This is a genomic window from Edwardsiella ictaluri ATCC 33202, from assembly GCF_000264785.1.
Lineage (GTDB): Bacteria > Pseudomonadota > Gammaproteobacteria > Enterobacterales > Enterobacteriaceae > Edwardsiella > Edwardsiella ictaluri.
The window spans coordinates 42,918-67,651 of record NZ_AFJI01000041.1; the positions used below are offsets into that span (position 1 = coordinate 42,918).

Below are 24,734 nucleotides of genomic sequence, written 5' to 3' on the forward strand. Positions count from 1 at the left end.
CCTATAATGGCCCGCATCCTGCGGCGCTGTCGCGCCCGAACGTTTCGGTTTGTTCTTAACCTATGGAGTATACAAATGCAAAAGCTCGCTGAGTTGTACCGCGGCAAGGCTAAAACAGTCTATACCACGGAGGATCCGGATCTGCTGATTCTGTCGTTCCGCAACGATACGTCAGCCCTGGATGGCCAGCGCATTGAGCAGTTTGATCGCAAAGGTATGGTGAACAACAAGTTTAATCACTTCATCATGAGCAAGCTGGAGGCGGCCGGGATCCCGACGCAGATGGAGCGCCTGCTGTCCGATACCGATGCGCTGGTGAAGAAGCTGGAGATGGTGCCGGTGGAGTGCGTGATCCGTAACCGCGCTGCTGGTTCGCTGGTGAAGCGTCTGGGCATTGAAGAGGGCATGCCGCTGAATCCGCCGCTGTTCGACCTGTTCCTGAAGAACGACGCCATGCACGATCCGATGGTCAATGAATCCTACTGCCGTACCTTTGGCTGGGTCAGTGACGAGCATCTGGCGCAGATGAAGGCGCTGAGCTACCGCGCCAACGAGGTGCTCAGCCAGCTGTTTGACGACGCCGGGCTGATCCTGGTGGACTTTAAGCTGGAGTTCGGTCTGTATAAGGGCCAAGTCGTTCTGGGCGATGAGTTTTCGCCGGACGGCAGTCGCCTGTGGGATAAGACGACGCTGGCGAAGATGGATAAGGATCGTTTCCGCCAGAATCTGGGCGGACTGATTGAGGCTTATGAAGAGGTGGCGCTCCGTCTGGGCGTGCCGCTCGACTGAGCTGCGATGCGGGGAGCCGTGAAGCAACGGGGGTGATCGGCCCCCGTTGGCGTTATGGCGCCAGCCCGGCCATGACACTCGTCTGTCCGCTGCCGGTGTCCGTGAGCCCAGGGCAACAGCAGCGGCAGCCTGTCCCTCCACGGGGTGCACGCCAAATCCTCTATGGTGCGATAATAAGTTTCTCGCCAGCACCCCGGCAGCCAGCCGCGTGCCTTCACGCCAAGATCGTTGCAGGGGGAGCCGATAGAGAGAAAAACCATGCCCGGCAGGTGTAGAAAGTGCTCAGCCAGATAACGGAATAGCGCGGGCTACAGGCAGAGGCCCGGCCCGATATTATCGGGGTTGCACCGGTGATGGGACTCAAATCGGCACGGCTTAATAACAGTTTTTTATCCTGAGTCTGTGGGAAAATATGGGGTGATATCCTTAAGGATAACGCTCTCGCGTGGCCATTTGGTACGGTGATCAACAGGATTTCATCCATAGATATTTTTGTGGCCGTTTGTTAATGACGGCGTGCGGCAGCGCTGACGGCGGCGATACTGGTATACTCTGTGATCCCCTTCTTCTGCCGTGGTGTCGCTATGCCGCTTTCTGTCTCTCTTCCTGCCATGTCCCGCGCCGGTGTGCGCCGCCTGCTGGTGATCAGCGGCGAGGCCGACTGGTGCCGACGGCGCGCCGCCCTTGCCATCGCCCCGCTGGGCGATGTGACCTGGTGCGGCAGCCCGGCGCCGACGGGATGTCAGATGCTGTCGCTGGCGCAGATCCGGACGGTGCTGGGACGTGAGTTGGGGCACTGCGTGCTGGATTGGCATCCGGGCTGTCACGCGGAGGTGCTGGCGGCGTTGGCCGGTACGCTGCGTGCCGGCAGCTGGCTGATCCTGCTGACGCCGCCGTGGTCTGCCTGGGCGAAGCGTCCCGATGATGACAGCCTGCGCTGGAGCGAGCGCGAACATCCCATCGCCACGGCGAATTTTGTTCACCATCTGCAGCGGACGCTGTCCGACGCCGACGGCGTCACGCTGTGGCGCCAGGGGGAGGTGTGCCCGGCGCCAATGCCGCTGGGGTGTTCGGCGTGGCGGGCACCGGATGGCGCGCCGACGGTGCAGCAGCAGGCGATACTGCGCGCACTGCGTACGCCGGCCGCCGTCAATGTGGTGCTGGGTCCCCGCGGGCGTGGCAAGTCAACCCTGAGCGGCATGCTGGCCGCCGAGCTGCGCGGTGACTGTCTGCTGACGGCGCCGGCCCGGGTCGCCGCCGAACGGGTACAGACGACGGCGGGCACGCTGCCGTTCGTGGCGCCCGATCTGCTGCTGCAGCGGATCGAGGCCGGGGAGGCGCTGCCCGGCTGGCTGCTGATCGATGAGGCGGCGGCGATTCCGGCGCCGCTGCTGCAGCGCCTGATTGTGGCGTTTCCCCATGTGCTGATGACCACCACGGTACAGGGCTACGAGGGGACCGGTCGCGGGTTTCTGCTCAAGTTCTGCGCAGCACTGCCCGATTGTCGTATCCATAGCCTCGATCGGCCGCTGCGCTGGGCCAGCGGCGATCCGCTGGAAGCATGGCTGAACGCCGCGCTGCTGTTCAGCGATACCTGTGGAGCGGTGGCGCCGGTCAGCGCGCTGCGCTGGCTGGATCAGCGTCAGTGGCAGACGGCACCGGTGCTGATGGCGGCCTTTTATGCCCTGCTGACCAGCGCCCACTACCGGACATCGCCGCTCGATCTGCGGCGCCTGATGGATGCGCCTGGTCAGCGTCTGTGCGCGGCGCTGGGCGAGGCACGGGTGCAGGGGGCGCTGTGGCTGGTGGAAGAGGGGGGACTGTCTGCTGCGCTGGCGCAGGCGGTATGGGCCGGTGAGCGTCGTCCGCGTGGTAGCCTGGTCGCCCAGTCGCTGGCGGCGCACGGCGGTGAGCCCTGCGCCCCACGGTTGCGATCCTGGCGCGTCAGCCGCATCGCCGTGATGCCGGCGCTGCGACGCCGTGGTGTGGCGTCAGCGTTGATAGCCGAGGCGCTGACGCAGGCGCGGGCGGGGGCGATGGACTTTGTTTCGGTCAGCTTTGGCTATACCGGTGCGCTCTGGGCGTTCTGGCAACGTTGCGGATTTACCCTGGTGCGCGTGGGGACTCAGAGAGAGGCCAGCAGCGGCTGCTATACGGCGATGGCACTCTGTCCGCTGACGGCGGCGGGAGAGGCACTGACCCGGCGTTTGGCCCGGCGTCTGGCGCGGGATGCCCGCTGGCTGATGGCGCAGACCGGGCTTACGCTCCCGCTGACGCCGCTGGTTGCGGCCGGGCCCGATGAGGCCGATCTGCGTGAGTTGGACGGTTTTGCCCATCATGCCCGTCCCTACGATAGCGCCTGTCCGGCGCTGCTGCGTTTTCTGACCTGCCGACGGACCTCTGCGCTGCCGCCGCTGCTGGCGCAGCTGTTGCAGGTGCAGGGCGATCTGGCACGGCTGCCGCCGCAGGGGGGCATCAGCGGACGGCGGGCCCTGATCGCCGCCCTGCGCCGGGCGCTGGCCGCCGCGCTGACGACGACGGCGTAACGCCGTCGGCACACCCGGCCGGGAGGCGCGCGGACAGCGTGGCTTTTCTCCTGGCGCAGCAGGCGTATAGTAGGAAACAAGAGCATCCGCATGAGTGATTAGGAGCTGCGTATGGAACATCATCATCACGTTGTGCAACAGCCGACAGGGACGGCGCAGCAGCTGATTCTGCTGTTTCACGCCGTAGGCGATAACCCGGTCGCCATGGGGCAGATTGGGGAATACTTCGCCCGGGCATTCCCACTGGCGCTGGTGGTCAGCGTCGGGTCGCCTGAGCCGTCGCCGGATGGCGCAGGGCTGCAGTGGTATGCGCAAGAGGGGGAGGATGACGAGAGCCGTCCCGGGCGTATTGCCGCCGCGTTGCCGCGGCTGATCGCGCTGGTGCGTCACTGGCAGCGGGTCAGTGGCGTCGGCTATGCCGCGACGGCGCTGGTGGGTTTCTCTCAGGGGGCGACGATGGCGCTGGAGGCGGTGCGCAGCGAGCCGGATCTGGCTGGCCGGGTGATCGCGTTCAGCGGGCGCTTTGCCACCCTGCCGCAGCATAAGCTGGGTAATACAGTGGTGCATTTGCTGCATGGCAGCGAGGATCCCCGGGTCAGTCTGGCGCACGCGCAGGAGGCCGAGCTCCGGCTGCGCAGCACCGGCACCGATGTCACGCTGGATATTGAGCCGGTGGGACATGCGATCAACGCGGCCCTGATGGAGGCGGCGCTGGAGCGGATGCGCACCTATATTCCGCAGCGTTACTGGGATGAGGCGCTCAGCGGCAAACGCGGCGAGATCGTCGCCTACCGCTGAGGGGGAAGGGGCGCTATTTGCGCGGCGCCTTGTCCTGTCGGGGCCAGTCATCGTCGTCCCACTGCGCATTGTTGTCGCGGTGCGGCGGCAGCGGCGGGCGATCGTCCAGATAGTGTTTGGGATTGACGCGCATCAGCGCCTTGATCCCGTTCCAGATCATGCCGATCAGGATCAGCAGGATCACCCACCAATAGTCAGCCAGCCAACTCATTCCTTGCTCTCCTGCGTATGGATATAGCGGGAAAAAATCGCCTCCAGATGGGACTCCAGCCAGTCGCGTCCGGCGATGTCGCGATCCTGCCATGCTTCCCGCAGCACCGCCGGTGTCAGCAGGGACTCGGCCTGCTGCGCCAGCGGACGATAGCTCAGGTGCCAGGGTTCGGCACCGACCCCTCCCTGCCCGCCGTTAAACGGGCGGTAAAAGCCGAACGCCGCCATGTGCGTATCCAGCCAGCGGGTAAGGGGGAACTGGCAGCCCGCGCTCTGATACTCCCACGGCTCCAGCTGGAGCCGTGTATCCGCGGGCAGCAGATCCGGATCGTAGACGTCGAGATCGCAGCCCCAGTGGTGTCGGCTGGCGCCGGGCAGGGCAGACCAGCGCAGGATGGCCTGACAGCGCTCGCCCGGCGTCAGGCCAGTCACCTGCAGCGGCTGGCTGTCGGCGTCCAGCAACGGACGCTTTCCGTTGAACTTGTCATTCCAGATGGCCTGCTGGCGCGCAAAGTCGCGAAAGCTGCTGGCAGGTTGCAGGTTAAGCCCATCGGCGCGTGCGCGCCGCTGCATGGCGCGAAACGCGTCGGCGGCCTGTGGTTGCAGGCGGTGGTTGCCGCCAATGGACACCAGGTGATCGGTGCTCAGACCGGTCAGCATCGCCGGAGTGATCATGCGATGAGTTGCTCCATAATCCGTTGGTACATGCGGCTGAGACTTTGCAGGTCGGCTGCGCTGACGCATTCATTGACTTTATGTATGGTGGCATTGAGCGGTCCCAGTTCGACCACCTGGGCGCCCATGCGGGCAATGAAACGCCCGTCGGATGTGCCGCCGGTGGTCAGCAGGCGCGGGGTCTGGCCACCGTAGCAGGCGACGGCGTTGACCACTGCGTCAACCAGTTCGCCGCCCGGCGTCAGGAACGGCAGGCCGGAGAGGGACCAGTTAAGGGTGTAGCGCAGGCCGTGGCGCTCCAGCAGTGCCGTGACGCGTTGCTGGATCGACTCAACGCTTGATTCGGTGCTGAAGCGCAGGTTGAACTGCACATCCAGATCGCCTGGGATCACATTATTGCTGCCGGTACCGGCGGCAATATTGGCGATTTGCAGACTGGTTGGTGGGAAGAAGTCGTTGCCGCGATCCCACTCGATAGCTATCAGCTCCGCCAGCATCGGCATGGCGCGGTGTACCGGGTTATCGGCCAGGTGAGGGTAGGCCACATGTCCCTGGGTGCCGTGTATGGTCAGATTGGCGGTGATGGAGCCGCGGCGGCCGTTTTTGACCACGTCACCCAGACAGCGCTCGCTGGAGGGCTCACCCACCAGGCAGTAGTCAAGACGTTCGCCGCGCGCCATCAGGGCCTCAACAACGCGGACGGTACCGTTGACCGCGCTGGCCTCTTCATCGGAGGTGATTAAAAAGGCCAGTCTCCCACGGTGCTCCGGTCTGGCGGAGACAAAGCGTTCGGCGGCGACCACCATGGCGGCCAGCGATCCCTTCATATCCGCCGCGCCGCGGCCGTACAGCATGCCGTCCTGCAGCGTCGGGCTAAACGGGGGATGGCGCCACTGGCGCTCATCGCCGGGCGGTACGACGTCGGTATGGCCGGCAAAGGCCAGCACCGGGCCATTGCCGCCGCGCCAGGCCCACAGATTGCGGGTATCGCCGCGCGGCATCTCTTCAATATGGAAGTCCAGCGCGCGCAGGCGGGCCAGCAGGATCTCCTGGCATCCGGCGTCGTTGGGGCTGATGGACGGGCAGCGGATCAGCTGCTGCGCCAGCGTGAGGACCGGACAGACACTCATTGTGCCTCCCCGGCGAAAAACTGCGCGTAGCGCTCTGGGGTGAACCCAAGCAGCAGTTGCTCTCCCCGCTGCAACAGCGGGCGCTTGATCAGCGCAGGATGTATCAGCATCAGCTGTGCCGCCGCCTCTGGCTGAGCGGCTTCGGCGCGGGTGGCCTCATCCAGGCCGCGCCAGGTGGTGCCGCGGGTATTCAACAGCGTGCCACCTCCCAGTTGTTGAATAAAGTGGTTTAACAGCGCGCTGTCCAGACCATCGCTGCGGTAGTCATGGAAGCGATACGGGATCTGCCGCTCATCCAGCCAATTACGGGCCTTCTTAATCGTATCGCAGTTTTTGATGCCATAGATCACCGGCACCGGGGAGGACGACAGAGTAGTCATGACGCTGTTACCTTTGTTATCGGGGGGCTTCCATAATGCGGTAAATCTGCCGTGGGATCTACCCTTGGCAAGCCGCGCCTGACCGACGTAGCTGCCGTTTGGCCGTGGAGAAAATGCCGTCCCCCGGAGGAGGCGTTATGCAAAGATTGATTGCAGTGATAAAAATATCAATCCTATAAAAACAAACGCAATATTTTCATCATATTATAATAAATCGCTGGCTTTATCGTCACATGACACCGCTATGTTCCCCGTACTTCTATTTTATCGGGGACATCTCATGCATAAATTCTCTTTTCCGGCATTATTGATGACGCTGGGGCTACTCCCGCTGCCGCCAGCAGACGCGCAGCAGGATAACGCGCTGCGGATACTGACCTATAACACCTATTTCGATCGCCTGGATGAGCCGGCCATCACGCTGCCTTTTTTTATCAATGCCAATTATGATCTGATGGGGTTTCAGGAGGTTGAAACCTTACAAAGTCTGGATAACCGAGGGCGGCGCTATCAGCGCCTGCTGGAGCAGGCGGGGCTTGGGCACTTTAGCGCATTGGGCGACAGTGCGGTACAAACGCCGCTGCCCGCCCGTTTTGGCAACCTGATGCTGGCCGATGGGACGCTGTACTACGATATTGATTTGCAACAGCGGGTTATCAGTGCACTTAACGGTATAACAGTGGACGATGGCGTACGTATCCTGCTGGCGTCGGTTATCCAGAATGGTGTTCCTCTGCCCGAGGCGCTGGGGCAACTGTTGGGCAAGCCGCGGGCGCTGGTTAATCTGATGAATGTGCTGTCAGCGCTGCGTACGCATCAGGTGCCTTTGGCCAATATCATGATGAACCTGCCCTATGCAGTGCTGGAGCATGGCGTGGTGGATACGCCATTGCTGTTCGGCAGCCCACACCTCAGTTCTCAGGATGATTCCTCTTTTCGCCTCAATCAGGTTCAACTGCTCAATGCGGTTGCGCGTGCAACACCGCTGCCGATTGTGCTGGCCGGTGACTTTAATGCCGGAGAATATGCGGAGCGCGGGCTGTTCAGCGTAGATGCGCAGGTGCAGCTGTTTAACCGCTATATACAGAACCCGGATGCATCGCCCGCCCGGTTTTACCGTACGCTGCTTGAGCAATATGCCCAAAACGGGGAGCTGTTGAACGTACTGATTGACCGCGGGCAGGCGTTGAATGACGCCGATGAAGCGTTGATCGCCGCACTGTTCCGCGCTGAAAACTACCCCGTGGATGGCAATCTGCCGCGGACCATGAATCTTTTGCGCCAGCGCTACCAACTGTTTATACATCACGAAGAACGGGAGCCGTTTGCGCCCCATACCCTGAATGATGGCAGTACGACCTGGCCGTCGGTCATGGATGACAATGCCCGCCTCGGCTGGGGAGCCTGGAGCCGTGGGCAGGTGGACTATATTGCCGTATCGCGCCCCTTTGCAAAATGGTTTTCCCTGGCAGACGACGCCAGCGATCCCTACAGCGGCATTATGCAGCTGGCGTTTAATCCCATGGATGCCACCTACCGTATCAATGATGCCTATTTTGCCATCGATGGCACGCCGATGAATGGGCAGCGTATTGTCGAGAAGGAGTATGTGTCTGCCTCTGACCACGCGCTGGTGGCCCATACGTTGCGCTATACCGGCCCTGCACTGCGCCTGGCAGACGATGGGCGGCTTACATTAATCTGGGGGCCGGAGGCGGCTAACTACACGCCACAGCGCCCGCTGTTTTTATTAACGCGTAACAACCAGCGTAATGATATGTACCTGGGCAATCTGGCCGACGCACAGGGGGAGCCGCTGCCGCTGTTGGCGCAGCTGCCGGAGGCCGTCAAACAGACGCCGCTCTCCTGCGTATGGCGTAATGATGCCCAGATTGGCGCGGCGGTGAGCCGCTATTGTCTTGATGATCACCGTATGATTGGCAACGTTCGTGTGACCGGAGATGCGGTGTTATTGGTGGATGACGGGGAGGCGATGGGGATACTGCCCAAGGTTGATCTTGCGCGCGGCAGTACGCTGGTGCTTGCCACCCCCACGCCTGACAATTTTCATCTGGCGGCGCTGAATCATGCCGGAAATCTGTGGTTGAGTGCCGCTGCGGCGGGAAATCAGCTGATCGTCGACGGCGATTACCAGAGTGGTGACGGTCTGTTGGGATTTGGGGTAAATGTGTCCGGGACTGATCTCCGCAGCGATAGCCTTACGCTGAACGGACCCAGTAGCGGCAATACACGCGTTGCCATTACCGGTCGTGAAGGGTTGGGGCAGAAGGCGGATGCCATCGCGCTTATTTCGCTGGCCGGGGAGAGTCAGGCAACGTTTGCGCTGGCGCAGCGGACCGTGGCGGCCGCTTATGATTACCGTTTGGCGGAGCAGGTGGATGATGGACAGGGAAGGCGCCGCTATTGGCTGACCAACCTGGCTGAGGGGGGGCATAGCACGCTGATTCGCCCGGAAAGCCAGGGGTATCTGGCCAATCTGGCGGCGGCCAATACCCTGTTTCTTCCCCGCTGGCAGGAGATGGTTTATCCGCACGCCACCCGGAGCGCGGCTTCCAGCATGTGGCTGCGCCAGAATGGGGGATATCGCTATTACCGCGATAGCAGCGGCCAGTTGGATACCCGGGGGCACCGTTATGCCGTGCAGTTGGGCGGAGAGGTTACCCAGTGGCAAGGCGATCACGGTGATTACCGGTTGGGGGTGATGGGCGGCTACGGAACATCGCGCAGTTCGAGCCGCAACCACGTAAGCCAACGGCAGGCTGAGGCCAGTCTGGACAGCTATACCGCGGGAGTATACGTCGCCTACAGCCACGATCCGTTGGGATTGCAGGGGCTTTATTTCAATGGCGCGTTGCAGTATGTCTGGGGCGATAACCGGGTACAGGGAGAGCAGTTAAGTGCGCAACGCTATAATAGTCGGGGTTTTCTGGCATCCATTGAAGGCGGGTATGCCTGGCGTTATGCCATCAATGCCACACATACGCTTTCGCTGACGCCCCAAATTCAGCTGGCCCATATGGGCGTGAGTGGGAAGGATGTCACGGAGGCGGCGGGCACCCGGGTTCGGGACGAGAGTAACGGCGGCATGTATGCCCGGGCGGGTATCCACGCTGCCTGGCAAATTGATATGGCCTCGGGCAGTACGCTGACGCCGTTTGCTGAGCTGGGTTATCAGCATCAGCCCGCCTTTGCGCTGATGATGGACAACGCCACGGTTGAGCAGGGAACGGTGAACAATACGCTACAGGTCAGTGTGGGCATCCGTGGACACATTGATGGTGATCTGAGCTTTTCGGCCCAGTTGAATGGACAGGCGGGAGAGCAGCGTTACCGCGACGGTGCGGTATCGCTGCAGATAGCATACCGCTTTTGATCATTGCCCTGTCATTGCTATCCCGGCCCGGCATTTTCCCGTCAGGGATAAAATTTATCCGCATAAACCTTCACCGCCGGTAAAGGACGCGTTATTATAAAATCGAATATAACTTCGACAACATAGAACTGATATTGCGATGATTGATAAAGAACTGGATACCTGGAAGTCATTTATTGAGTTTATTTTGAATCAGCAGGAACAGCAACAATAGGCCGGAAACGCCCCTGATGGGCACTGTCGGCGCAGTTTCTGACGTTATCCACCGTCAATTATGCCGTTTGGCTTTTCCGGGAAAGCGACGGCGAACCAGAATAAAGAACAGCGGAGCAAAGTAGATCGACAGCAGGGTCGCGGCGATCATGCCGCCGAGTACCCCGGTGCCGACCGCATGCTGGCTGCCGGAGCCTGCACCGTGGCTGAGGGTCAATGGGTGCACGCCGAAGATGCAGGCCAGCGAGGTCATCAGGATAGGGCGTAGCCGCAGGCGGCATGCTTCCAGCGTTGCGGTCAGCAGATCTTTGCCGCTGCGGTTGAGTTCGCTGACGAACTCAACGATCAGAATGGCATTTTTCGCCGATAGACCGATGATGGTCAGCAGCCCTACCTGGAAATAGACATCGTTCTCCAGTCCACGCAGCCCGGTGGCACAGACGGCGCCCAGTACGCCGAGCGGCACCACCAGTATCACCGAGAAGGGAATAGACCAGCTTTCATACAGCGCCGCCAGGCAGAGGAATACCACCAGCAGCGAGAGGATGTACAGCACCGGTCCTGGGCGCCGGAGAGGCGCTCCTGATAGGACATGCCGGTCCACTCCAGGCCAAAGCCGCTGGGCAGGTCGCTGACCAGCTGTTCCATGATCTCCATGGCCTGGCCGGTGCTGATCCTCTGAGCTGCCTCACCGACGATTTCGACTGCGGCTGCACCGTTATAGCGCTCCAGGCGCGGTGAGCCGTAGCTCCAGTGGGTGCTGGCAAAGGCGGAGAAGGGGACCATCTCTCCCTGGCCGTTGCGGACATACCATTTATTGATATCCTCCGGCAGCCTACGGTAGGCGGCTTCGCCCTGCACATAGACCTTCTTCACCCGTCCACGGTTGAGAAAGTCGTTAACGTAGGTTGAGCCCCAGGCGGTCTTCAGCGTGTTATTGATGTCGTCGATGCTGATGCCGAGCGCCTGCGCTTTGCGTTGATCGATGTCGACCTGCAGCTGTGGGCTGTCGTCCATCCCGTTATGGCGCACCCGGGTCAGCTCTGGCTGCCTGGCCGCGGCTGTCAGCAGTCGATCGCGGGCCTGCATCAGCGCATCGTGACCGAGACCGCCATGATCCTCCAGCTCCAGATCGAAGCCGGCGGAGCTGCCCAGTCCGGAAATGGCCGGTGGGCTGCTGGCAAAGACCCGCGCTTCGCGAATATTGGCGAAGGCCCGGCTGGTGCGCTCAATGATGGCGCCAGCGCTGTCGGCGTCGCCAGTGCGCTGCTCCCAAGGCTTGAAGCGTACGAACATCCGCACGACATTTTGGCCGTTGCCGCCCGGCCCAGCGCCGACGATGGAGAATACCGACTGCACGTTCTTGCCTTCGCCGACCAGCAGGTAGTTCTCCACCTTATCCACCACTTTCAGGGTCTCCTGTTGCGTTGCGCCGACCGGCAGCTGGATTTGGGTCATGAAGACCCCGCGATCCTCCTGCGGTAGAAAGGAGGTGGGCAGATGCAGGTACAGGGTGCCCAGGCCTCCGAGGATCAAAAGATAGAGCAGCATGCTGCGCCCGCTGTTGCGTACCACACGGGCCACGCCGTTCTCATAGCGCAGGGCGCTGCGCTCAAAGGTTCGGTTAAACCAGCCGAAGAAGCCTTTTTTGGCGTGTAGCTGCGTTTTGCTGACCGGTCGCAGCAGGGTTGCGCACAGGGCGGGAGTCAGGATCAGCGCCACCAGCACTGAGAGGGGCATGGCGAAGACAATGGTGATGGAGAACTGGCGATAAGTCACGCCGGTGGTGCCGCCAAATAAGGCCATCGGTACGAATACCGCAGACAGTACCAGGGCGATCCCCACCAGTGCCCCCTGGATCTGATCCATCGATTTACGCGTCGCTTCCCGCGGCGATAGCCCTTCTTCGCTCATCAGGCGCTCGACGTTTTCCACCACTACGATGGCATCGTTGACCAATAGCCCGATGGCCAGCACCATGGCGAACATGGTCAGGGTATTGATGCTGTATCCCATGGCAAACAGCACGGCAAAGGTCCCCAGCTGCACCACCGGTACGGCGATGGTCGGGATCAGGGTTGCGCGCAGGCTCTGCAGGAACAGGTACATCGCCAGAAACACCAGGGCGATGGCTTGAAACAGAGTTTTGACCGCATCTTGGATCGCCGCCTGGACAAACGGGGTGGTTTCGTAGGCGTACTCGACCTTCAGGCCGTGGGGAAAATAGGGCTCCAGCTGCGCCAGTTTGGCCTTGACCCGTGCATCGGTGGCCAGCTCATTGGCACCGGAGGCCAGCTTAATGCTCATGCCTGAGGCCGGTTTTCCGTTGACGCGCGACAGGTAGTCATACTTTTCGGCGCCCAGCTCGATGTTGGCCACGTCGCCCAGCGTTACCAGAGAGCCATCGCTGTTCACCCGCAGCGTTATCTCGCGGAACTGCTTTGGGGTCTGGAGCTGGGACTGTGCCATCAGAGTCGCATTGAGCGCCTGACCGGGAACCGCCAGGGTAGCGCCGATCTGACCGACGGCGATCTGACTGTTCTGACTTTTTATCGCGCTGATGACGTCCTGCGTCGTCAGGCGGAACTGGTTAAGCTTATTGGGATCAAGCCAGATACGCATGGCGTATTGGGAGCCAAATGCATCTATGCTGCCGACACCGTCGATTCGGCTGATCGGACCCTGCAGGTTACTGGCCACATAGTCGGCGATATCCTGGCGATCCATGCTGTCATCGGTGGAGACGAAGGCGATCGTCATCAGACTGCTGTCACCGGACTTGCTGACGCGTATCCCCTGCTGTTGAACCTCCTGCGGCAGTTTCCGGGTGGCGGCACTGAGCTGATTCTGGACCTGCTGCATCGCCTCATTGGGGTCGGTGCCGGACTGAAAGGTCAGCGTAATGGAGGCGCTGCCGCTGCTGCTGCTCTGAGAGGAGGTATATATCAGTCCATCCAGGCCGGTCATGTTCTGTTCGATGATCTGGGTAACGGTGTTCTCCAGGGTTTGGGCCGATGCGCCGGGATAGGAGGCGCTGATACGTACCGTTGGCGGCGCCAGATTAGGGTACTGCTCAATGGGGAGCTGGTGGATGGCCAGCAGCCCCGCCAGGCTAAAAAAGATGGCGATGACCCAGGCAAAAATGGGGCGATCGAGGAAAAATTCAGCTATGCAGCAACCCTGATTAATCTGATGCGAGGTGACGCGCGGCAGCAGGCAGTGCCTCTCCTGCACCGCATAGAGTGATGCTGCACTGTATCCTGCACTATGGGGAAAAAAGTGGAGAAAAAATGGAAAAACGTAAAAAATCGTGCGTTGGAGCATAGTCGCCTATCAGTTGCACAAAAAGCGCGCGGCACCGCGCCGTCCGGCGCATATTTGCCCAGGGCGGGGGGCAAGTTGTGCAATACTGGATCTGTCCTCTGCGCATGCTAACCCGCGTGAGGATCACCAACGTTATCGCACTGTGCCTGGGGTGTCCCTCATCGGCGTTTGAAGGAGAAGAGATGGAGATCAATCCGGTATTTGCCCGTCGGCTTTACCTGTGCTGGCTGCTGGCCCATAAAGATAAACCCAATGTACCCCGCCTGATGCAGCTGACCGGCTGGCCGCGGCGTACGCTGCAGGATGTGCTCAAGGCGCTGCCGGGGATGGGGGTCACCCTGTGTTTCGTTGAACAGGGAGTGCGCCATAATGACGGTTATTACACGTTGACAGACTGGGGACCACTGGATGCCGAATGGATAGCACAGCATGCCGACGGGCTGTTGGCATGCCTGGATCAGCCGGTGCATGCCGAGTTTGCGCGCCCTTAAGGGGCGCGATAGCATACCAAACGGGTGTTTCCGTAACGCAGGCGGTGGCCGGTATTTCCCTGGTTCTATCCCCTGTATCAGCTGTTTTTGTATTCCAGGTACAGCACCGTGGCGGCCACGCGGGAACGGACGTTGAGCTTGCGCAGCAGGTTGCGGATGTGCACCTTGACGGTCTCCTCCGAAATATGCAGCTGTGCGGCGATCTGTTTGTTGGACATGCCACGGACCACCTCCTGCAAGACATCCAGTTCGCGCTCGGTCAAATCGGCCAGCGGATCGGCGATTTCACTGCGGGTGCTGAGATAGGCGCTTACGGACTCGCTGAACACCGAGCGCCCCTCCGCCGCCTGGCGGATCTGGGCCAACAGCGCCTCAGGCTCGCTGTCCTTAAGCAGGTAGCTGTCGGCGCCGGCATCGACCAGCGCATACACATCGCTGCGGGCGTCGGAGACGGTCAGTATGATAATACGGGCGTCGATACCCTCACTGCGTAGGGCTTTCAGTGTATCCAGTCCCGATAATCCTTTCATATTGAGATCCAGCAGAATCAGGTCTGGCTGGCTGCGCCCGGCCAGCGCAATGGCTTCACTGCCGTTGCTGGCTTCGGCGACTACGCTGAAGACGCTGTCCAGCTCCAACAGCTGACGTACCCCGCGGCGCATCAGCGGGTGATCATCGACGATCATGACGCGGAAAGGGGCGGTAGTTGATGTTGGATGTTCCATAACGAGCTCCCTGAAGAGGGGCGGTCGCTGCCCGCCCGTAGTTTATTATTATAAATCAGATCCCGTCGCCGGAAGGGGGACGAAAGATCAAGGTTACCCGGGTTCCTCCATCGGGGCCCGGGGTGATATGCAGCTCGCCCCCAAGACGGGCAGCGCGCTCGGCCATGATGGTCAGACCATAGTGACCGGGCGGCTCCTCAGTGCTGGATAGGCCGATGCCGTCGTCGGTGACGCTGATCACGTTGGCTCCGTCGTCACGACAGCAGCAGCTCAGGGTAATGTGCTGCGCCTGAGCGTGCTTGATCGCGTTGAGCGTCGCTTCCCGGACAATTTGTAACACGTGAACCTGCTGCTGTGCATTCAGTGACTGAGAAGAGAGCGCACAGTTTAGCGTAATCCGCGCGTCAGTCTGTAATTTTAGCGGCGCCAGTAGCTGTTGCAACGCCTCGCGCAGGTCGGCCTCTTCGATAGTCAGCCGGAAGGTGGCCAACAGCTCGCGCAGCTGGCGATAGGCGTCGCTGAGCGCCTGATCGAAGTCGCGAATAATCGCCTGAGCAGGATGGTTTTCGGCGTCGGTTGTCCGCCGCAGTAAGGTTATCTGAATACGCAGGAAAGCCAGCGCCTGGGCCAGGGAGTCATGAAGCTCGCGGGCGATGGTGGCCCGCTCCTCCATCAGCAGCAGTTGAAGCTGTTGCTTTTGTGCCCGGTTGAAGTAGATCCCCCGGCTGAGCATGTTGGCGACGTTCTGCATCAGCTGCATCTGCGGAGACTGTCGTGCGGGCCAGCGCAGCGCACCGAGCGGTTGTCCGTCCAGCATCAGGGGCAGCTCCCGGGTGGGCTTGCGTTCATTCGCCGTGCCACTGGCGAGCAGCCAGCGTCCCTGACCACTGTCGATCACCTCCAACTGTAGGAAGTCGAGCGCCTCGCTGCTGCGTACGATATTCAGTACCTGCTCAAAACTGGGCTGGGTTATCTGGCTGACGGTCAGCGCCTGCGAGGCCTCAAACAGTACACCCAGTGTGCGATTGGCCTGGATAAGGCTTTCTGTTTTTTCTTGCACCTTATCTTCAAGGGAGCGGTAAAGTTTCTCCAATTCGCCGGACATACGGGTAAAGGCTTTGGAGAGCACCCCCATCTCATTGGGCAGGTTGATATCCAACCGGAGCGGGGTGAAGTGGCCGTTTTGCATGCGGATACTGGCGGAGACCAGCTTGTTGAGCGGCGCGACCACCTCGCGGCGGATGGTGCGGATGGAGAACCAGACCAGCCCCATCAGGGCCAGCAGTCCGACCAGACTTATCAGCACCACCTGCTTCATTTTCTGCTCGGCGTAATGTTGCAGCACCAGTACAAAATGGTCGATCTGATCGACATAGAGGGCGACACCGTGCAGGAAGGCCTGACTTTGTCCCTGGCGTAGCTGAATCTCCAGCTCCTGCCAGGTTTGCAACAACTGGATATATTCACTGCACACGGCGTCGGGAACATAGAATCGGGTGAGCTTTTGCAGCGCCGGGGCGCGCAGTGACTGACCATACTCATGCAAGTGGCGGGCGATATCCTGGGGCTGGCTGGTGAGATCGTAGGCCAGACGATAGCTCTGCATACGCAGCGAGCCGGCAATATTGACCGCCTCGGCATCGTTGATGCTGCTGGCAACCGTCAGCAGGGCGATCCCGGTCGACAGAACGGAGAGGATCACCATGGCGATCAGGGCGCGCGCCAGAGTACTGGTCACGGAGCGTTTTACCAACACGACTGTTTTCCTAATCAGGGTACAGCGCACGGCGACGTGCGGCAATGCGCTGTATATTTAAGTAAATAGCGAATGGCGCCGAGGGAGTGGATACAATGCGTGAAAGCGGCCAGAAAGGTTTGATCCTGCGCAATTATTCCCGCCATTTAACCCAAAAGAGGAATTATCAGCCGCAGTGGAAACCGGATACTTAACAACATAAGCCCCATAAACGCGAAGCCTTTACTAAAAAATAAATTAAGCGCGATAAACCGTTAAGCGCTTTTGTAAGCGCTTTTGGGCCCGCGGAGTCACTTTTTAGCTGATGGATGAGCAATGTCACAGGAGCGCGCGATGACTACCCTGTCCCGACGCCATTTGCTGCGCGGCCGCTGGCACCATGCCGCCACGCAGGTGCGCCCGCCGTGGTCTGTGAATGAGTCGGCCTTTGTTATCGGTTGTAGCCGTTGTCATGCCTGTATTTCCCAGTGTGAAAGCGGTGTGCTGGTCGTTGGTCAGGGCCACTTCCCCACCCTTGATTTTTCCCGGGCTGAATGCACTTTTTGTCGGCGATGCGCCGATGCCTGCCCAGAGGCACTGTTTCTCGACGCGGCAGAGGCGCCCTGGCACCTGCAGGCGGAGACAGACACACACTGCCTGACCCGGCGCGGTATTGAGTGCCGCAGCTGTCAGGATAGCTGTGAGCCGCGGGCGATAACGTTTGTTCCACAGCTGGGCGGCATCGCGGCTATCCACTTGGCATCCGAGTCGTGTAATGGCTGCGGTGCCTGTGTTGCTGCCTGCCCGGTGAACGCTATTCAAATAGTCGACCGAGGTGAGCCCATCGAGGTTATCGAGGTTAAGGACGCGTAATGAGCAGTGAGATATGGCATGTCTGCGGGCTGGTGGTTCAGGCCCGGCCACAGACCGTCGCAGAGGTGGCGCAGGCGCTGTCCGCGATGGCGGAGACCGAAGTCGCGGCCACTGAGCCGCAGCAGGGCAAGCTTGTGGTTGTCATGCAAAGCGAAGATTCAGGCAGGCTGCTGGATCGAATTGAGTCGGTGCGCAATGTAGCTGGCGTGCTGGCGGTGTCGCTGGTTTATCACCAGCAGGATGAGCAAGGTGAGGATACGCCATGAAACTCAGTCGTCGAGACTTCATGAAAGCTAACGCTGTTGCTGCCGCTGCCGCTGCAGCGGGGCTGACTATCCCGACCGTGGCACGCGCGGTGACGGATGCCGGATCGGATGGTATCACGTGGGATAAGGCGCCGTGCCGCTTTTGCGGTACCGGCTGCGGGGTGCTTGTCGGCACCCAGAATGGCCGCATCGTGGCCTCTCAGGGGGACCCGGATGCGCCGGTCAACCGTGGGCTGAACTGCATTAAAGGCTATTTCCTGCCCAAGATCATGTACGGTAAGGATCGTCTGACCCAGCCGCTGCTGCGGATGAAGGGAGGCCAGTATGACAAAGAGGGCGAGTTTACGCCGGTCAGCTGGGATCAGGCGTTTGATGTGATGGCCGCCAAGTTTAAGGGGACGCTGAAAGAGAAGGGGCCGGGTGCCGTCGGGATGTTTGGCTCCGGACAGTGGACGGTCTGGGAGGGGTACGCCGCTGCCAAGCTGTTCAAGGCCGGCTTCCGCTCCAATAACCTCGACCCCAACGCCCGCCACTGCATGGCCTCCGCGGTGGTCGGCTTTATGCGTACCTTCGGTATGGATGAGCCGATGGGCTGCTATGATGACATCGAGCAGGCCGATGCCTTTGTGCTGTGGGGCTCCAACATGGCGGAGATGCACCCGATCCTGTGGTCGCGTATCACCAACCGCCGTCTGAGCAACGATAAGGTGCAGGTCGCGGTGTTGTCCACCTTCGAGCAGCGTAGCTTTGAGCTGGCGGACAACCCGATTATCTTCACCCCGCAGTCCGATCTGGTCATCCTGAACTACATCGCTAACTACATTATCCAGAATAACGCCGTTGATCAGGCATTTATGGATAAGCATGTCAATATTCGCAAAGGGGCGACCGATATCGGCTACGGCCTGCGTCCGACCGATCCGCTGGAGAAGGCGGCGAAGAACCCGGGCAGCGATGCCTCTGAGCCGATGAGCTTCGACGACTATAAAGCCTTTGTGGCCGATTATACCCTGGAAAAAACCGCCAAGATGACCGGTGTGCCGCAGGATCAGCTGCTAGCGCTGGCCAAGCTGTATGCCGACCCAAATATCAAGGTAGTCTCTTACTGGACCATGGGCTTTAACCAGCATACCCGTGGGGTATGGGCCAATAACCTGTGCTACAACATTCACCTGCTGACCGGCAAGATCTCCAAGCCGGGCTGTGGGCCATTCTCCCTGACCGGCCAGCCGTCGGCCTGTGGCACCGCGCGTGAGGTCGGTACCTTTGCCCACCGTCTACCGGCGGATATGGTGGTAACCAACGAAAAACACCGTCAGATCGCCGAAACCCGCTGGAAGATCCCGGCCGGAACCATTCCGGACAAGGTGGGGCTGCATGCCGTCGCCCAGGACCGCGCCCTGAAAGACGGCAAGCTCAATGCCTATTGGGTGATGTGTAACAACAACATGCAGGCTGGTCCGAACATCAATGCGGATCGTATGCCGGGCTGGCGTGATCCGCGTAACTTTATTGTGGTCTCCGATCCCTACCCGACGGTGAGCGCACTCTCCGCCGACCTGATCCTGCCGACCGCCATGTGGGTGGAGAAAGAGGGGGCCTACGGCAACGCCGAGCGCCGCACCCAGTTCTGGCACCAGCAGGTGAAGGCGCCGGGGGAGGCCAAGTCGGATCTGTGGCAGCTGATGGAGTTCTCCAAGCGTTTCACCGTCGATGAGGTCTGGCCGGCGGCGCTGCTGGCGAAGATGCCGGCGCTGCAGGGAAAAACGCTGTATGAGGTGCTGTATGTCAACGGTAACGTCGACAGGTATCCGCTGGATGAGGTGCCGGCCGATCGCCTGAACGATGAGGCGCGCGCCTGTGGCTTCTACGTGCAGAAAGGGCTGTTTGAGGAGTACGCCGGTTTTGGCCGCGGCCACGGCCACGATCTGGCGCCGTTCGATGCCTATCACAAGGCACGCGGTATCCGCTGGCCGGTGGTTGACGGCAAAGAGACGCTGTGGCGCTACCGCGAAGGCTACGATCCGTTCGTCAAGAACGGGGAAGAGGTGCGCTTCTACGGCAAGCCGGATGGTAAGGCGGTGATCTTTGCGCTGCCCTATGAGCCGCCCGCCGAGAGTCCGGATCAGGAGTACGACCTGTGGCTGTCTACCGGCCGCGTTCTGGAGCACTGGCATACCGGTTCGATGACCCGACGGGTCCCGGAGCTGCACCGTGCGTTCCCTGAGGCGGTGCTGTTTATCCATCCGCTGGATGCCAAGGCGCGCGGCCTGCGCCGCGGCGACAAGGTTAAGGTGATGTCGCGCCGCGGCGAGCTGGTGTCCATTGTCGAGACCCGCGGCCGTAACCGCGTACCGCAGGGGTTGGTCTACATGCCGTTCTTCGATGCCGCCCAGCTGGTTAATGTGCTGACACTGGACGCCACCGATCCGCTGTCCAAAGAGGCCGATTTCAAGAAGTGCGCAGTGAAGATTGAGAAGGTGTAAGGACGGCGCAGATGACGGAACAACGGGATAAGGGACCGGCACGGCGGCGCTTCTTGCGCGATGCCGTGCGCGGTGCGGGTGGACTGGCGGCCGTGGCCCTGCTGCTGGGGCTACAGCAAAAGCAGTCCCAGGCCCGGGACGGGCTGGCGCTGCGCCCGCCCGGCGCCCTGGCCGATGGGCGCTTTGAGGCGGCCTGCATTCGCTGCGGGCAGTGCGTACAGGCCTGCCCATACGACACGCTGAAGCTGGCGACGCTGCTGTCGTCTTCGTCGGCGGGGACCCCCTATTTCATTGCCCGTCAGACGCCGTGCGAGATGTGCGACGACATCCCCTGCGTGGCGGCCTGCCCGAGCGGGGCGCTCGACCCGGCGCTGACCCACATCGATGACGCGCGGATGGGACTGGCGGTACTGCTCGATCATGAAAACTGCCTTAACTGGCAAGGGCTGCGCTGCGACGTGTGCTACCGCGTCTGCCCGGCGATCGACAGCGCCATCACCCTGGAGCTGCACCGCAATGAGCGCACCGGTAAACATGCCAGGTTCTTGCCCACCGTGCACAGCGACCACTGTACCGGCTGCGGCAAGTGTGAACAGGCCTGCGTGCTGGAGGAGTCGGCGATCAAAGTGCTGCCGCTGGCGCTGGCGCGCGGCGAGCTGGGGCATCATTACCGTCTTGGCTGGGTAGAGAAACAGAAGGCGGGTCATTCGCTGGTGCCCTCGGACACGCAGCTGCCGATCCGTCTGCCGCAGGGAGGTGAATGATGGCCAACCCGGTAACCCAGGCGGGCAAAGAGGCGCGCGTGCGCCTTGGCTGGTGGCGCAGTCACCGTTGGCTGCTGCTGCGGCGCGGCTGTCAGCTGGGCGTGCTATTGATGTTTCTCAGTGGCCCGCTGTTCGGGGTGTGGATACTGAAGGGCAACTACAGTGCCAGTCGCTTTCTGGATACGCTGCCGATGACCGATCCGCTGATGATGCTGGAGAGCCTGCTGGCCGGCCACTGGCCTGCGCTGACGGCACTGCTGGGGGCGCTGTTGGTGCTGGGGCTGTATGGCCTGATCGCCAGCCGGGCGTTCTGCGGCTGGGTATGTCCGCTGAATCCGGTGACCGATCTGGCGGCATGGCTGCGTCGTCGCCTGGGGATCCGTCAGTCGGCCACGCTGTCGCGTTCGCTGCGCTACGGTATTTTGCTGGCGATCCTGGTCGGCAGCGCGGTGAGTGGAACGCTGCTGTGGGAGTGGCTTAACCCGGTGGCACTGCTGGGGCGCAGCCTGATCTTCGGCGTCGGCGGCGGTCTTTGGTTGATCCTGGCAATTTTTCTGTTCGATCTGCTGGTGACCGAACACGGCTGGTGCGGCCACCTCTGTCCTCTGGGGGCCCTGTATGGTGCCATTGGCAGCAAAAGCCTAGTGCGCGTCAGTGCGGTGCGGCGCGATTGCTGCACCCGCTGTATGGATTGTTTCCACGTTTGTCCGGAGCCTCAGGTACTGCGCGAACCGGTTTTCAATCACAATCACAGCCCGCTGGTATTGAGCAAGGCGTGCATCAGCTGCGGGCGCTGCATGGACGTATGTGCTGAGCAGGTATTTGAATTTAAGACACGATTTCATCGTTCGGGAGATAAACAATGAAGAGCAATGTCCTGAAGAAGCGGTTCTCCCTGGGGGCACTGTTATTATCATTGGCGTTGTGCGGCGCGGCTTCGGCCGCCGACGATGCCGTTAATCTGGCGCAGTCACCGGAGGTGTCCGGTACGGCCGAAGGGCAGATCAGGATGCCAAAGCAGCAGGAGCGCATGGCACTGAACTATGTTAACCAGCCGCCGATGATCCCGCACAGCGTGGACGGCTACCAGATCACCAAAAATACCAACCGCTGCCTGCAGTGCCATGGGGTGGAGAATTACCGCACCACCGGGGCGATGCGCGTCAGCCCGACCCATTTCATCGACGCCAGCGGCAAGATGCTGGGACAGGTGGCGCCCAACCGCTACTTCTGCCTGCAGTGCCACGTACCGCAGACCGATGCACCGCCGATCGTCGGGAATACCTTTACCCCGTCCAGCGGCTTTGGTCAGTAAAAGGGGCCTATGATGAGCGAGCAACATAACGCCCCGACGGGCAACAAGCCGGGCCTGCTGCGCCGGGTGTGGCAGTGGTGGCGTCGTCCCAGTCGTCTGGCGATCGGCACGCTGCTGCTGCTGGGATTCGTCGCCGGTATCCTGTTCTGGAGCGGCTTCAACACCGGGCTGGAAAAGGCCAACACCGAGCAGTTCTGCCTCAGCTGTCATGAGATGCGCGACAACGTTTACCAGGAGTATCTGGAGACGGCGCATTACTCCAACCGCAGCGGCGTGCGCGCCACCTGCCCGGACTGCCATGTGCCCCATGAGTTTGTGCCGAAGATGATCCGCAAGATCAAGGCCAGCAAGGAGCTGTATGGCAAGGTGTTCGGGGTTATCGATACGCCACAGAAGTTTGAGGCACATCGTTTGCAGATGGCGGAAAACGAATGGGCGCGTATGAAGGCCAACAACTCCCAGGAGTGTCGTAACTGTCATAATTTCGACAATATGGACTTCAGCCAGCAGAAGACGGTGGCGGCGAAGATGCACGATCAGGCGATCCGCGATAACAAGACCTGCATCGACTGCCATAAGGGCATCGCCCATAAGCTGCCGGAGATGAAAGGGATCCCGACCGGTTATTAATCTACAGACGCTGTTGCGGTAAAAACATAATGCGCCGAGAGGCGCATTATGTTTATCCGCTATCGATGCGTGCTAGCGTTTATCCTCAGCTCGCCGCGGTATTTCTCACTAAATATTTGCTCATAATTGCCAATTTTAGCGACTTTTATCGTCGACCCTCCACCTTCAAATTCGGCTATCAGCCAGGCATCAACGATCGCTTTCGCCAGTTCGGGGCCGATGACGCGGGCACCCAGCGTAATGATGTGGGCATCGTTGCTCTTACGCGCTCGCTGGGCGGAATAGGTATCGTGGCACTGTGCTGCCCGGATCCCCGGCACCTTATTCGCCATAATGCTCATGCCAATGCCGGTACCGCATAGCAGGATCCCCCGCTGATGATGTGCTTCTCTGATTGCCTGAGCGACCCGGACGGCAATATCGGGGTAGTCGCTATCGCGGATTGCATCCGTGTAATCAGTAAAGGGAATATGACGCTGTTGTAGATAGGCGACAAGCGTCTCTTTAAGGGTGATAGCGGCATCATCGGCGCCAATGGCAATCGGTAGCATAGCTTCCTCCGGGGATCATCCCTAGTGAGCTGCTGCGGTATTGTCGTCTCGGTGAGAGGCTGCAGCGGCTGAACATTCATATGATCATATATAGAACTTATGTTCTTTATGTTGCCTGATTAATCTCGTTCTTTTTTTCGATTCAAATCACATAAAAATACTTAATTAGCATTAAATTGATTATTTTGTGATCAATTTTACTATTTTTGGCACGACCTCTGTTCAATATGCTCCTCGTCAACAGTGTGTATTTGTTCTTTATGTGAACAAATGAATCATGGGGAAACGAGAGGAGTGACGTTTATGAGCCAGTGTTGCGGAGCAAACGCGGTAACGGTGCGCGAGGGGATCCCAGCGACGATGCAAGCGGTGGTGGCATATGCCCCCCACGACTACCGTTTGGAGGAGGTCGCCGTTCCAACGATTGGTGAGGGTGAGATCTTGGTGAAGGTGGAGGCCTGCGGTATCTGCGCCGGTGACACGAAAGCCTTTGAAGGGGCGGCCAGCTTTTGGGGAGATGAGACTCAGCCGGCCTACATCAAAGCGCCCATGATCCCGGGTCATGAATTTATTGGTCATGTCGTTGGGTTCGGCGCTGGCGTGGTGGATTTTGCGCTAGGCGATCGGGTTATCGCGGAGCAGATCGTACCGTGCTGGTCATGCCGGTTTTGTCAGCGCGGTCAGTACTGGATGTGTGAGAAGCATGACCTGTATGGCTTTCAGAGCAACGTGAATGGCGGAATGGCGGAATATATGAAATTTACGCCGCAGTCCATCAATTATCGGATCCCCGACGATCTGCCGATGGAGAAAGCGATTCTGATTGAGCCCTACGCCTGTTCATTCCATGCGGTACAGCGCGCGAAGATCCAGCTGGGGGATACGGTGGTATTAGCGGGTGCCGGGACCCTGGGGCTGGGGATGATTGGCGCGATTAAAAAGTCAGGGGCGGGCAGACTGATTGTTCTGGACCTGTCAGACGAGCGTTTGGCCCTCGCGCAGAAATTTGGCGCCGATCGGGTACTCAATCCGGCCCGGGATGACGTCGTATCCATCGTTAAAACGATGACCGACGGGTATGGCTGCGATGTGTATATCGAGGCAACGGGAGCCGCGGCGTCGGTTGAACAAGGGCTACGGATGATCCGTAAGCTGGGGACATTCGTTGAGTTTTCGGTATTTAAGGAGCCGGTGAGCGTGGACTGGAGCATTATCAGCGATCGTAAAGAGCTGGATGTGCTGGGGTCACACCTTGGCCCCTATTGCTATCCGCTGGTGATCGAGGGAATTGCCAATGGCGATTTACCTACCGAGGGCGTAGTAACGCATGTCCTGCCGTTATCGCAGTTTGCCGAGGGATTTGCACTCATGCAGCGCGGCGTAGGCTCAATTAAGGTTGTGCTGAATCCAAATCTATAAGGTCTGGTGCGGCGTTACAT

At 60.3% G+C, this 24,734-nt stretch carries 20 protein-coding genes and 1 pseudogene; 13 read left to right on the forward strand and 8 right to left on the reverse strand.

The window, feature by feature from the left end:
• Nucleotides 1-75 precede the first annotated feature (75 nt).
• The 3 genes from purC to ypfH all read left to right on the forward strand — a co-directional run bounded on the left by purC (nt 76) and on the right by ypfH (nt 4,133).
• The gene (gene purC, locus EIEH_RS05250) at nt 76-789 is read left to right on the forward strand and encodes a phosphoribosylaminoimidazolesuccinocarboxamide synthase (RefSeq protein ID WP_015870580.1); all 714 of its coding nucleotides are present in this window, start codon (nt 76-78) and stop codon (nt 787-789) included.
• A gap of 584 nt (nt 790-1,373) precedes the next feature.
• Nucleotides 1,374-3,335, forward strand: a complete 1,962-nt coding sequence (locus EIEH_RS05255; protein ID WP_015870581.1) for a tRNA(Met) cytidine acetyltransferase TmcA — start codon at nt 1,374-1,376, stop codon at nt 3,333-3,335.
• 111 nt (nt 3,336-3,446) lie between these two features.
• Entirely contained in the window at nt 3,447-4,133 is a 687-nt protein-coding gene (gene ypfH, locus EIEH_RS05260; RefSeq protein ID WP_015870582.1) for an esterase, read from the forward strand.
• A gap of 13 nt (nt 4,134-4,146) precedes the next feature.
• Here ypfH and EIEH_RS05265 read toward each other — a convergent pair whose 3' ends face one another.
• From EIEH_RS05265 to EIEH_RS05280, 4 genes are read right to left on the reverse strand one after another with little or no spacing between them, the layout of a single operon-like run.
• A complete protein-coding gene (locus tag EIEH_RS05265) occupies nt 4,147-4,344 on the reverse strand; it encodes a YpfN family protein (protein ID WP_015870583.1) in 198 nt (65 codons plus the stop codon).
• Entirely contained in the window at nt 4,341-5,018 is a 678-nt protein-coding gene (locus EIEH_RS05270) for a M15 family metallopeptidase (RefSeq protein WP_015870584.1), read from the reverse strand. The genes EIEH_RS05265 and EIEH_RS05270 overlap by 4 nt, the downstream gene beginning before the upstream one ends.
• Nucleotides 5,015-6,148, reverse strand: a complete 1,134-nt coding sequence (gene dapE / locus EIEH_RS05275; protein ID WP_015870585.1) for a succinyl-diaminopimelate desuccinylase — start codon at nt 6,146-6,148, stop codon at nt 5,015-5,017. Before dapE ends, EIEH_RS05270 begins: the two co-directional genes overlap by 4 nt.
• A complete protein-coding gene (locus EIEH_RS05280) occupies nt 6,145-6,504 on the reverse strand; it encodes an ArsC family reductase (protein ID WP_165798039.1) in 360 nt (119 codons plus the stop codon). Before EIEH_RS05280 ends, dapE begins: the two co-directional genes overlap by 4 nt.
• A gap of 304 nt (nt 6,505-6,808) precedes the next feature.
• On the opposite strand from EIEH_RS05280, the gene EIEH_RS05285 reads away from it, so the two are divergent.
• Nucleotides 6,809-9,922, forward strand: coding sequence for an autotransporter family protein (locus tag EIEH_RS05285; RefSeq protein ID WP_015870587.1), 3,114 nt, complete (start codon nt 6,809-6,811; stop codon nt 9,920-9,922).
• Nucleotides 9,923-10,190: 268 nt separating this feature from the next.
• Here the strand turns inward: EIEH_RS05285 and acrD are convergent.
• Nucleotides 10,191-13,306: pseudogene (acrD, locus tag EIEH_RS05290) on the reverse strand (multidrug efflux RND transporter permease AcrD).
• Nucleotides 13,307-13,641: 335 nt separating this feature from the next.
• Here acrD and EIEH_RS05295 point away from each other — a divergent pair.
• The gene (locus tag EIEH_RS05295; protein ID WP_015870588.1) at nt 13,642-13,950 is read left to right on the forward strand and encodes a winged helix-turn-helix domain-containing protein; all 309 of its coding nucleotides are present in this window, start codon (nt 13,642-13,644) and stop codon (nt 13,948-13,950) included.
• A gap of 77 nt (nt 13,951-14,027) precedes the next feature.
• On the opposite strand, the gene narP is transcribed toward EIEH_RS05295, so the two are convergent.
• Nucleotides 14,028-14,675, reverse strand: coding sequence for a nitrate/nitrite response regulator protein NarP (narP, locus tag EIEH_RS05300; protein ID WP_015870589.1), 648 nt, complete (start codon nt 14,673-14,675; stop codon nt 14,028-14,030).
• Nucleotides 14,676-14,730: 55 nt separating this feature from the next.
• Nucleotides 14,731-16,431 carry a nitrate/nitrite two-component system sensor histidine kinase NarQ gene (gene narQ, locus EIEH_RS05305; protein WP_015870590.1) on the reverse strand — a complete coding sequence of 567 codons (1,701 nt, stop codon included), beginning with the start codon at nt 16,429-16,431 and terminating at the stop codon, nt 14,731-14,733.
• A 333-nt stretch (nt 16,432-16,764) separates the two neighbouring features.
• Between narQ and napF the strand changes: the two genes are divergently transcribed.
• Genes napF through napC form a run of 7 tightly spaced genes read left to right on the forward strand, consistent with a single transcriptional unit; the run spans nt 16,765 to nt 22,744 of the window.
• Nucleotides 16,765-17,283 (forward strand): ferredoxin-type protein NapF, encoded by a 519-nt coding sequence (napF, locus tag EIEH_RS05310; protein WP_015870591.1) that lies wholly within the window; start codon nt 16,765-16,767, stop codon nt 17,281-17,283.
• Entirely contained in the window at nt 17,283-17,549 is a 267-nt protein-coding gene (gene napD / locus EIEH_RS05315; protein ID WP_015870592.1) for a chaperone NapD, read from the forward strand. Before napF ends, napD begins: the two co-directional genes overlap by 1 nt.
• Complete coding sequence (gene napA / locus EIEH_RS05320; protein WP_015870593.1) at nt 17,546-20,035, forward strand: nitrate reductase catalytic subunit NapA; 2,490 nt, start codon at nt 17,546-17,548, stop codon at nt 20,033-20,035. The genes napD and napA overlap by 4 nt, the downstream gene beginning before the upstream one ends.
• Before the next feature lie 11 nt (nt 20,036-20,046).
• On the forward strand, nt 20,047-20,799 hold the full coding sequence (gene napG, locus EIEH_RS05325; RefSeq protein ID WP_015870594.1) for a ferredoxin-type protein NapG: 753 nt from the start codon (nt 20,047-20,049) through the stop codon (nt 20,797-20,799).
• A complete protein-coding gene (gene napH, locus EIEH_RS05330; RefSeq protein WP_015870595.1) occupies nt 20,799-21,665 on the forward strand; it encodes a quinol dehydrogenase ferredoxin subunit NapH in 867 nt (288 codons plus the stop codon). Before napG ends, napH begins: the two co-directional genes overlap by 1 nt.
• Complete coding sequence (gene napB / locus EIEH_RS05335) at nt 21,662-22,114, forward strand: nitrate reductase cytochrome c-type subunit (protein ID WP_015870596.1); 453 nt, start codon at nt 21,662-21,664, stop codon at nt 22,112-22,114. Before napH ends, napB begins: the two co-directional genes overlap by 4 nt.
• 9 nt (nt 22,115-22,123) lie before the next feature.
• Complete coding sequence (gene napC / locus EIEH_RS05340; protein WP_034163536.1) at nt 22,124-22,744, forward strand: cytochrome c-type protein NapC; 621 nt, start codon at nt 22,124-22,126, stop codon at nt 22,742-22,744.
• Nucleotides 22,745-22,803: 59 nt separating this feature from the next.
• Here napC and rpiB read toward each other — a convergent pair whose 3' ends face one another.
• Nucleotides 22,804-23,295 (reverse strand): ribose 5-phosphate isomerase B, encoded by a 492-nt coding sequence (gene rpiB, locus EIEH_RS05345; protein WP_015870598.1) that lies wholly within the window; start codon nt 23,293-23,295, stop codon nt 22,804-22,806.
• A 303-nt stretch (nt 23,296-23,598) separates the two neighbouring features.
• Between rpiB and EIEH_RS05350 the strand changes: the two genes are divergently transcribed.
• Entirely contained in the window at nt 23,599-24,714 is a 1,116-nt protein-coding gene (locus tag EIEH_RS05350) for an erythritol/L-threitol dehydrogenase (RefSeq protein ID WP_015870599.1), read from the forward strand.
• Nucleotides 24,715-24,734: the final 20 nt, after the last annotated feature.